The sequence below is a fragment of the Rhodoplanes elegans genome (genome assembly GCF_016653355.1).
Taxonomy (GTDB): Bacteria; Pseudomonadota; Alphaproteobacteria; order Rhizobiales; family Xanthobacteraceae; genus Rhodoplanes; species Rhodoplanes elegans.
In genome coordinates this window covers 1-7,476 of record NZ_NHSK01000013.1, presented here as the reverse complement: position 1 = coordinate 7,476, position 7,476 = coordinate 1, and the positions used below count along the sequence as shown (strand labels likewise).

Sequence of the window (7,476 nt, the reverse complement as noted above, 5' to 3'; positions counted from 1 at the left end):
ACGGCCGCCGCTCGGCCGCCGTCGGGTCAGGCGGCGTGCTCGCCGCGGCGGCGTTCGGCCGGCGGGTGCGCCTGGGCGGACGGTGCGGTCGGTGCCGATGGGCTGGCCGCGGCCGGGCCCACCTCGATCGCGGGCTGGGCCGCGGCCTGGGTCTCGGCCGCCCATGACTTCACCAGTGCGCCGCCCTTGCCGTGCACCGGGTCGCTCGCCGGCAGCGGCACCTTCGGGATCGCGGCGGTCGCCTTGGTGTGCTCGGCCTTGCTGCCGCGGCAGAGATCGTAGGTGCCGGTCGGTGGGTAGGCGCCGATCACCACGAGATCGGCCGTGGCGGTGACGCGCTGGTGGCCGGTGCCGGCCGGCAGCACGACGACGTCGCCGACCTTGAGGTCGACCTCGGTGCCCTTGTCGCCACCGAAGCGGACGCGGGCGCGCCCGCGGGCGATCGCCATCACCTCGTGGGTGCGCGAATGGTAGTGCGTGTAGGGATAGATGCCGTTGCGCCAGACCCCGACCCAGCCGTTGCGCTGAAACGTCTTCTCGATCAGGTCCTCGGGATGGGCCGACCCCTTGAGGTCGATCGCGTCGCGGAACACCACGAGCGACAGAATCGGGTTGTTCGGCACCACCCCGTCGTCGTCGAGCTTGAAGGTCTCGGGGGGATGGCGGGGGCTTTTCGCGTGCATTCGTCCGTCCTGGTACGTCCGTTCTGGTCGGCCTGTCCTGGCCACAACGCACCAGCGGCGCTTTCCGGCGCAGTCTGCTGTCCCGGGTTTAAAGCGCGCTTAAGCCGGAAGGTCCAATTCGCGTGCGTCGTGTGCGATCGCCGATCGCCGGACCCCAGGCGGCACCGCGGCCGCCCTCTGCGGCCGGCCGGGGCGCCAGCGCCCCGCGCTCGGCGAGCTGGCGGACCGCGGCGGTGCGCGGCAGGGGCGCCAGGTCGAGCTCGTTCTCGCTGCGCTCGCGCGAACGGCGCAGCTCCGGCGGCAGGCGGTAGAGCGGGACCTCGGGCGCGCCGGCCGCGGCCGCCTCGGTGTCGGCCATCCATCGTGCGAGAACGAGCGGGCGCTCGCGGTCGAGTAGATCGGTCTTCGGCAGCGGCACCCGGCCGACGATGGCCCGCGCCGTGATGCAGTCGATCATGTTGGGACGCCTCAGGTCGTACTGGCCGTTGGTCGGATAGGCGCCGATCATCATCAGGTCTGACGATCCCATCACCCGCTGGTGTGCCGTACCGGCCGGCAGCACCAGCACGTCGCCGGCGACGAGATCGACCTCGACGCCCGAGCGGCCGCCGAGCCGCACCCGGATCCGCCCCGCCGCGATCGCCATCGCCTCGTGCACGCCCGCGTGGTAGTGCGGGTAGGGGTACATCTCGTTCCGCCACAGGCCGACCCAGCCGTTGCGCTCGAACGTCGCCATGATCCGGTCGGCGTGGTGCGCCGAGCCGGTCAGGTCGATGCCCTGGCGAACCACCATGCAGGACAGGACGGGGTTGTTCGGGACCAGGCCGTCGTCGCCGAACCGGAACGCCTCGGGGGCCGGAGCGCTTTTCAGAGCATTTTGATTTTTCTTGATCATTTTTGCCCTCGCTGCGATCGCCGGCGGGGGCCGGCGGGCGTCGCGGGGGGAGGCTGACGGCCGCCGCTTTAAGCGTTGCTTAAATGGGTTGTTTCAATGCGGAAGCGTTTCGCACCTGCAAAACCGGGCTGCAAATCGTCCGCCCTAGGCGCGGAATAGCCGGATTCGCGCAGGCGTCCGAAACGCCCACGCGGCCAGCGCGGTAGGCCCGCGGGGCCGGCGGACTAGCCGGAATGGTGTCGGTCGCCGTCGACGCGCCCGGTTTTCGGGCGCCGCACGTCCCCGTGCTGGACAGACAGTCAGGCCGCGTCGGAACGGCGCTTCGCTGCCAGCGCCTCGTATCCGAAGCAGGCCAGGGCGACGATACGGGGCACCGGACCGGGATTGAGGTAGTAGCCGATCTGCCGCCGGCTCCGGCCGAGAAGCGCGGCCGCAGCCTCCTGGGTCAGGCCATTCCGCTTGAGAAAGCGGGCGAAGTCGGCGCAATCCATCTCCTGCTCGGCCACCGTCTCGATCAGGTCGGCCGTCATCTCGAGATCGGGGCCGTCCCAGGTGACGACGTTGCCGTCCTCGACGAGCCGGGCCGTGGCGAACAAGGCCGCGTCGTCGCGCAGCGGCCGGTACACCTTGTAGCTGCCGATCAGCGGAGCGATGTCGACCGTCTCGGAGCGGCCAGCCCGGTTACCGTCGGCCCAGGTGACCTCCAGGCGCGACGGTCCGACCACGCGCAGCGACCCGATGCGGGGCATCGAAACGCCGGTGTCGAGCATGTCAGTCGCGTTCATTGAGCCGTCTCCACTCGTCACACAGACGGTGCAGGTTCGCCGGCATCCGGGCCCATCTGATCGCCTCTTCCAAGGCGGACTTCGGCCCGGACCCCTTCAAGACCTGGAACGATCCGATCTGGATCGAGGCCGTCCATCCCGGTCCTCGGACATGGAAATGGGGCGGCACGTGGTCTCCGGGGTATATGCAAATCCTGCACTGGTTCAGCCGCACGATCTCGGGCATCGCGCTGCCACCTTCGAAACGAGTAGATAGTGCAACAGTTGCACAGTGTCAAGTTAATTGTGCAATAGCTGCACAACGGCTGGCGATGAACTGCCTCTTGCGCCGAATAATAGAAAAATATTCATAATGCAATCAAGAGAAGAGGCTGCGGGGCACCAGAATGGCGCCTCGCTGTTTCGGTGGCGAGCGTGCGGCTGCCTCACGCCCGCTTGCGGTCGCGCATCAGGCCGGCGAAGCGCTGGAAAAGATAGTGGCTGTCGCGCGGGCCGGGCGAGGCTTCGGGGTGGTACTGCACCGAGAACACCGGCCGGTCGGTCAGGGCGAGGCCGCAGTTCGAGCCGTCGAACAGGGAGACGTGGGTCTCCTTGACGTTCCCCGGCAGGCTGCCGCGGTCGACGGCGAAACCGTGGTTCATCGAGGTGATCTCGACCTTGCCGGTGTCGAGGTCCTTCACCGGGTGGTTCGCCCCGTGGTGGCCCTGGTGCATCTTCTGCGTGGTGCCGCCGAGCGCGATGCCGAGCATCTGGTGGCCGAGGCAGATGCCGAAGGTCGGCAGGCCGGACTCGACCACCGACTTGATCACCGGTACCGCATAGGCGCCGGTCGCCGCCGGGTCGCCCGGGCCGTTGGACAGGAACACGCCGTCCGGCTTCAGCGCCAGGATGTCCTCGGCCGCGGTCGTCGCCGGCACCACCGTCACCTTGGCGCCGATGCCGGCGATGAGGCGCAGGATGTTGCGCTTGATGCCGTAGTCGATAGCGACGACGTGCAGGCCGGGGTTCTCCATCCGGCCGTAGCCCTTGCCCCACACCCACTCGGTCTCGTCCCAGGTGAAGCGCTGGCCCGACGTCACCCGCGGCACCAGGTCCATGCCGACGAGGCCGGGCCAGCCCGCGGCCTCGGCCTTGAGCGCGTCGAGGTCGAAGCGGCCGTCCGGTGCGTGGGCGATGACGGCGTTCGGCATGCCCTTGGTGCGGATCAGGCCGGTGAGCGCCCGGGTGTCGATGCCACCGAGCCCGACGATGTTGCGGGCCTTGAGCCAGGCGTCGAGATGGCGGGTCGCCCGGTAGTTCGACGGCCGCGTCACGGCCGCGTGGAGGATCACGCCGCAGGCGCCCGGGGTGGCGGCCATGTTGACGGTCTCGATGTCCTCCTCGTTGGTCCCGACATTGCCGATGTGGGGGAACGTGAAGGTGATGATCTGGCCCGCATAGGAGGGATCGGTGAGGATCTCCTCGTAGCCGGTCATCGCCGTGTTGAAGCACACCTCGCCGACCGCATGGCCGGTGGCGCCGAGGCCGAATCCCTCGATCACGGTCCCGTCGGCGAGGACGAGCAGGGCGGTGGGCGCGGGATCGGCCCAGGCGGAGGGGTCGTTCGACATGGCGTCTCGATTCAACGGCGTCTCGATTCGAAGGCGTCTCGATGCGACGGGCGCCGGCGCACGGCCGCGCGGCGGTGACGGCTGGAGCGCCCGGCGGTAACCGACACCGGAAATGTCCGGGTCCGGTGGGCGCGCGCTCTGGCCGTCCCGCCTTATTTGCGTATAAAGGGCGCCGAAGCAAGGTTCGGCGGCGCACGAAAGGGTGCAGGATGCTGCGCGACGACATCAACGCTGCGTTGAAGGAGGCCATGAAGGCGCACGACGCGCCGCGGGTCTCGACGCTGCGGCTGGTCAATGCGGCGCTCAAGAACGCCGACATCGAGGCGCGCGGGCAGGGCAAGCCGGCGCTCGTCGACGCCGACGTGGTCGCGGTGCTGCAGAAGATGGTGAAGCAGCGCCAGGAGTCGGTCGACCTCTACGAGAAGGGCGGGCGGGCCGAGCTCGCGGCCCAGGAGCGCGCCGAGATCGAGGTCATCGCCTCGTATCTGCCGAAGCAGCTCTCGCCGGAGGAGACCGAGGCGGCCGTCAAGGCGGTGATCGCCGAGATCGGCGCCGCCGGCATGAAGGATATGGGCAAGGTGATCGCGGTTCTGCGCGAGCGCCATGGCGGCCAGCTCGACATGGGCAAGGCGAGCGGCATCGTGAAGGGGTTGTTGAAGTAGCGTTTGGACACGGGTGCGCCCGCCCCGAGAGCGTGCCCCGGAGGCATGATCGTGCCGTCGCGCCGCGACGGCCTCATGCTGCCGCAACGACGTTCCGCCGCGCCACGGTCGGCCGAAGGCGCGGGGGAGCGACAGTGGGGCCGCGGCGATTCAGCCGCGGCGACGGCCGAAGATTGCTCGAGCTGTTCCATGCAGATTTTTTATGCGTCTCGTGACGGCCAGTCCCGCAAGATCGCGACCCATATCGCGGGTCGCCTGGCCGCCCGTGGCATCCCGGCGACGCCGACCGATCTGGCGACGTCGCAGCCCTCGGCGGCCGATCTGGCGGCGCAGCCGATGGTCGTCGCCATCATGTCGATCCGCTACGGCAAGCACCTCGCCGAGGGGCTCCAGCTCGTCGAGACCTTCAAGGACCTCGATGCGCCGCCGCCGCTGGTGCTCGCCTCGGTGAACCTCACGGCGCGAAAACCCGGCAAGGACACGGCCGAGGGCAACGCCTACCTGCGCAAGCTGATCGCCAAGAACGGGCTCGCCCCGGCGCTCGCCGCCGCCTTCGCGGGGCGCCTCGACTATCCGCGCTACGGCTTCTTCGACCGGCACATCATCCGCTTCATCATGCTGATCACGGGCGGCCCGACCGACCCGACGACCGTGGTCGAGTACACCCCCTGGGACCGGGTCGACGCATTCGCCAACGACATCGCGGCGCTGGCGGAAGCCGGCCGCAACGGACAGGGGGGGTAGTCATGGGTTCGGCAGAGACGCTCGACAAGGTTGCGGCCGGTGCTGCGCAGGACGGCGCCCTGGACGTCGGGATGACGCTGGCGCAGTTCTCGATCGGCTGCGAGTTTTTGACCGCGACCGGGCGCTGGCGCTGCACCGACGTCGGCACCCGCACCGTCGTGGCGATCCGGCTCGACCTCGACCACGACCCGACCTGGTACAAAGGTCCGCCCTACGCCGTGCCGGAGCACGTCTTCGACGAGTACGACATCGAAAGCTGCGTCCCGGCCCCCGACGCCCCGCACTACGACGACAGCGGCCGCGAGCGGCTGGTCTCCCTGCCGCGGGGGTGAGACAGACCCGGAGCCCGGCCGGAGCGAAGAGGCTGGGCGAGAATGGGCCGCGATCCTGAACAGGAGACGACCGGTTCTCCGTCGTCGGCTGTGAGGGCGATGTCCGGATCGTTCGTCACGGCCGCTCGTCGCTCTCGGCCTTCGCTGCGCTCAGCCGGGCTACGATCTTCGACGATCTTCGAGGCCGGCCAAGCCACACGTCTCGCTCGGGAGATCTCCAGGCAGGCGGCCGCTGCCGTGGACGGCCGTCCGCGACGAAGCGTGCCCGGCGAGTCCATCGCCCCGGCCGGCCCGCGTGGGCACGGCGCTTTCGCGCTTTTGCCCACCCTACGGCCGGTCGCCGCGGCGGAATACGCTTCGCTGTTTCGCCCTGCGACTGCGACCTGATCAGTTGTCCAGGAAGCTCCGCAGCTTGCGGGACCGCGAGGGGTGCTTGAGCTTGCGCAGCGCCTTGGCCTCGATCTGACGAATTCGTTCGCGCGTGACCGAGAACTGCTGGCCGACCTCTTCGAGCGTGTGGTCCGTGTTCATGCCGATGCCGAAGCGCATGCGCAGCACGCGCTCCTCACGCGGCGTGAGCGAGGCGAGAACCCGCGTCGTCGTCTCGCGCAGGTTGCTCTGGATCGCCGCGTCGATCGGAAGGATCGCGTTCTTGTCCTCGATGAAATCGCCGAGATGCGAATCCTCCTCGTCGCCGATGGGCGTTTCCAGCGAGATCGGCTCCTTGGCGATCTTGAGGACCTTTCGGACCTTCTCCAGCGGCATGCCGAGCTTCTCGGCGAGCTCCTCCGGGGTCGGCTCGCGGCCGATCTCGTGCAGCATCTGGCGGCTCGTGCGGACGATCTTGTTGATCGTCTCGATCATGTGCACCGGGATGCGGATGGTGCGGGCCTGGTCGGCGATCGAGCGGGTGATCGCCTGCCGGATCCACCACGTCGCGTAGGTCGAGAACTTGTAGCCGCGCCGGTACTCGAACTTGTCGACCGCCTTCATCAGGCCGATGTTGCCCTCCTGGATCAGATCCAGGAACTGCAGGCCGCGGTTCGTGTACTTCTTGGCGATCGAGATCACGAGACGCAGGTTCGCCTCGACCATCTCCTTCTTGGCCTGGCGCGCCTCGCGCTCGCCCTTCTGCACCATCTGGACGATGCGGCGGAACTCGAGGATCTCGAGGCCGGTCTCGGCGGCGAGGTTCTGGATGTCGCCGCGCATCTCCTTGATGCGGTCCTTCTCCTTGGCGACGAGGTTCTTCCAGCCGCGCGCCGACAGCTTGGACACGCGGTTGAGCCAGCGCGGATCGAGCTCGGAGCCCTGGTAGTTGCGCAGGAAGTCCTCGCGCTGCACGCCGTGGCTCTCGGCGAGCCGCATCAGGCGGCCCTCGTAGCCGACCAGACGCTTGTTGATGTCGTAGAGCTGCTCGACGAGCGAATCGATGCGGGCTTGGTTGAGGCGCAGCGACTTCACCTCGGCGATCAGCTCCTCCTTCAGCTTCTTGTACTTGCGCTCCTGGGCCGGCGACAGCGACTCGTTCTTGAGCTTGGACTCGACGTTCTGGTCCTGCAGCCGGCGCAGCTTCTTGTACGTGTCGGCGACGATGTCGAAGGTCTCGAGCACCTTGGGCTTCAGCTCGGCCTCGATGGCGGCGAGCGACATGGAGCCCTCCATGTCGTCCTCGTCCATCTCGGCGTCCGGCATCGGGCCGTCGCCGGCCTCCTCGTCGTCGCCGGGCGCCGGGCGCTGCGGGGCGCGCGCCGCGGGCTTGGCG

9 protein-coding genes are annotated in these 7,476 nt (G+C 68.7%); 3 read left to right on the top strand and 6 right to left on the bottom strand.

Going from position 1 to position 7,476, the window contains the following annotated elements:
• Positions 1–26: 26 nt before the first annotated feature.
• From CCR97_RS00920 to carA, 5 genes are all read right to left on the bottom strand, one after another.
• Positions 27–683 (bottom strand): cupin domain-containing protein, encoded by a 657-nt coding sequence (locus tag CCR97_RS00920; protein WP_201159233.1) that lies wholly within the window; start codon positions 681–683, stop codon positions 27–29.
• Positions 684–771: 88 nt separating this feature from the next.
• Positions 772–1,578 (bottom strand): cupin domain-containing protein, encoded by an 807-nt coding sequence (locus CCR97_RS00915; RefSeq protein ID WP_111355785.1) that lies wholly within the window; start codon positions 1,576–1,578, stop codon positions 772–774.
• A gap of 299 nt (positions 1,579–1,877) precedes the next feature.
• Positions 1,878–2,348, bottom strand: a complete 471-nt coding sequence (locus tag CCR97_RS00910) for a DUF2442 domain-containing protein (protein ID WP_244670192.1) — start codon at positions 2,346–2,348, stop codon at positions 1,878–1,880.
• A gap of 1 nt (position 2,349) precedes the next feature.
• Positions 2,350–2,589, bottom strand: coding sequence for a DUF4160 domain-containing protein (locus tag CCR97_RS32490; RefSeq protein ID WP_111355783.1), 240 nt, complete (start codon positions 2,587–2,589; stop codon positions 2,350–2,352).
• A gap of 199 nt (positions 2,590–2,788) precedes the next feature.
• Positions 2,789–3,973 (bottom strand): glutamine-hydrolyzing carbamoyl-phosphate synthase small subunit, encoded by a 1,185-nt coding sequence (carA, locus tag CCR97_RS00900; RefSeq protein ID WP_111355782.1) that lies wholly within the window; start codon positions 3,971–3,973, stop codon positions 2,789–2,791.
• Between the two features lie 209 nt (positions 3,974–4,182).
• Between carA and CCR97_RS00895 the strand changes: the two genes are divergently transcribed.
• The 3 genes from CCR97_RS00895 to CCR97_RS00885 all read left to right on the top strand — a co-directional run bounded on the left by CCR97_RS00895 (position 4,183) and on the right by CCR97_RS00885 (position 5,711).
• The gene (locus CCR97_RS00895; protein WP_111355781.1) at positions 4,183–4,635 is read left to right on the top strand and encodes a GatB/YqeY domain-containing protein; all 453 of its coding nucleotides are present in this window, start codon (positions 4,183–4,185) and stop codon (positions 4,633–4,635) included.
• A gap of 189 nt (positions 4,636–4,824) precedes the next feature.
• Positions 4,825–5,379 (top strand): menaquinone-dependent protoporphyrinogen IX dehydrogenase, encoded by a 555-nt coding sequence (gene hemG / locus CCR97_RS00890; RefSeq protein ID WP_111355780.1) that lies wholly within the window; start codon positions 4,825–4,827, stop codon positions 5,377–5,379.
• Between the two features lie 2 nt (positions 5,380–5,381).
• Positions 5,382–5,711, top strand: a complete 330-nt coding sequence (locus CCR97_RS00885) for a hypothetical protein (RefSeq protein ID WP_244670191.1) — start codon at positions 5,382–5,384, stop codon at positions 5,709–5,711.
• Between the two features lie 387 nt (positions 5,712–6,098).
• Here the strand turns inward: CCR97_RS00885 and rpoD are convergent.
• On the bottom strand, positions 6,099–7,476 hold a 1,378-nt coding region (rpoD, locus tag CCR97_RS00880), incomplete at its 5' end, for an RNA polymerase sigma factor RpoD (protein ID WP_201159232.1).

Coding starts and splice junctions, on each gene's coding strand:
- CCR97_RS00920 (WP_201159233.1), bottom strand. CDS start 683: ATGCACGCGAAAAGCCCCCGCCATCCCCCCGAGACCTTCAAGCTCGAC.
- CCR97_RS00915 (WP_111355785.1), bottom strand. CDS start 1,578: ATGATCAAGAAAAATCAAAATGCTCTGAAAAGCGCTCCGGCCCCCGAG.
- CCR97_RS00910 (WP_244670192.1), bottom strand. CDS start 2,348: ATGCTCGACACCGGCGTTTCGATGCCCCGCATCGGGTCGCTGCGCGTG.
- CCR97_RS32490 (WP_111355783.1), bottom strand. CDS start 2,589: ATGCCCGAGATCGTGCGGCTGAACCAGTGCAGGATTTGCATATACCCC.
- carA (WP_111355782.1), bottom strand. CDS start 3,973: ATGTCGAACGACCCCTCCGCCTGGGCCGATCCCGCGCCCACCGCCCTG.
- CCR97_RS00895 (WP_111355781.1), top strand. CDS start 4,183: ATGCTGCGCGACGACATCAACGCTGCGTTGAAGGAGGCCATGAAGGCG.
- hemG (WP_111355780.1), top strand. CDS start 4,825: ATGCAGATTTTTTATGCGTCTCGTGACGGCCAGTCCCGCAAGATCGCG.
- CCR97_RS00885 (WP_244670191.1), top strand. CDS start 5,382: ATGGGTTCGGCAGAGACGCTCGACAAGGTTGCGGCCGGTGCTGCGCAG.